This window comes from Alcanivorax sp. HI0044 (genome assembly GCF_001634945.1).
The window spans coordinates 1-689 of record NZ_LWEZ01001468.1; the positions used below are offsets into that span (position 1 = coordinate 1).

General features: G+C 53.6%; 1 protein-coding gene and 1 pseudogene. Both read right to left on the reverse strand.

The genetic code is table 11. The features are described from left to right. The coding region (locus tag A3730_RS22085) for a type I restriction-modification system subunit M N-terminal domain-containing protein (protein WP_197477571.1) at positions 1-351 on the reverse strand (351 nt) is incomplete at its 3' end. 76 nt (positions 352-427) lie between these two features. Then, positions 428-689 (reverse strand): annotated as a pseudogene (locus A3730_RS32070) (mechanosensitive ion channel family protein); the annotation flags it as partial.

Below are 689 nucleotides of genomic sequence, written 5' to 3' on the forward strand. Positions count from 1 at the left end.
GGGTTTGGAAAAACCGTGGATATAGCTGACCAGGTTGGAGGCGATATTGTCCGGGTCCGCAAGTAGCTTTTCGAAGGTGTAGGGGCTGATGTTGTAAAGCGGGTGTTTACGATCCTTGCTGGCTTTGCGAGCCAGGGCTTTGTGTAGAGCCTTGCCTTCAAGTCCCTTGGCCTGGAGTTTGTCGTATTCCTTGAGTAGAGCCTCTTTGCCAGGCGCGAGAATACAATCCAGGCGGCGCAGCACGGTCATGGGGAGCATGACCTTGCGATATTGTGCCGGGAGATAAGGGCCACGTAGCTTGTTGGCGATATCAAAGACGAAGTTGATCAGATTGGTGGTGTTGGCCGCCATGGGTGCCCTTTTCTTGGGAGAGATTACGATTTTGGGAGAGCGCTAATTAACCAGAAAGGGGCGTCAGCGACAATGGCTAAGCAGGCCGTCTGACGTCCGCCTCAGAAAATCGTTTGGACACCCGCACCACGATATCGCTCTGGAATGCTTTCTCGTAATGCACATCCAGCACATAGGCCTTGGCGCGCAAGCGAATGGCTAGCCGGTAGCCCACTTCAATTTCTTCAATGGCAAAGGTGACCGGTTTTTTCAGGTAGGCGTAACGGCTGGTGACGATGATTTCCTCCACGATGGCCTGGGCCTGTTCGATATCGGCATCCAGGGCTATGTGGAAGTCT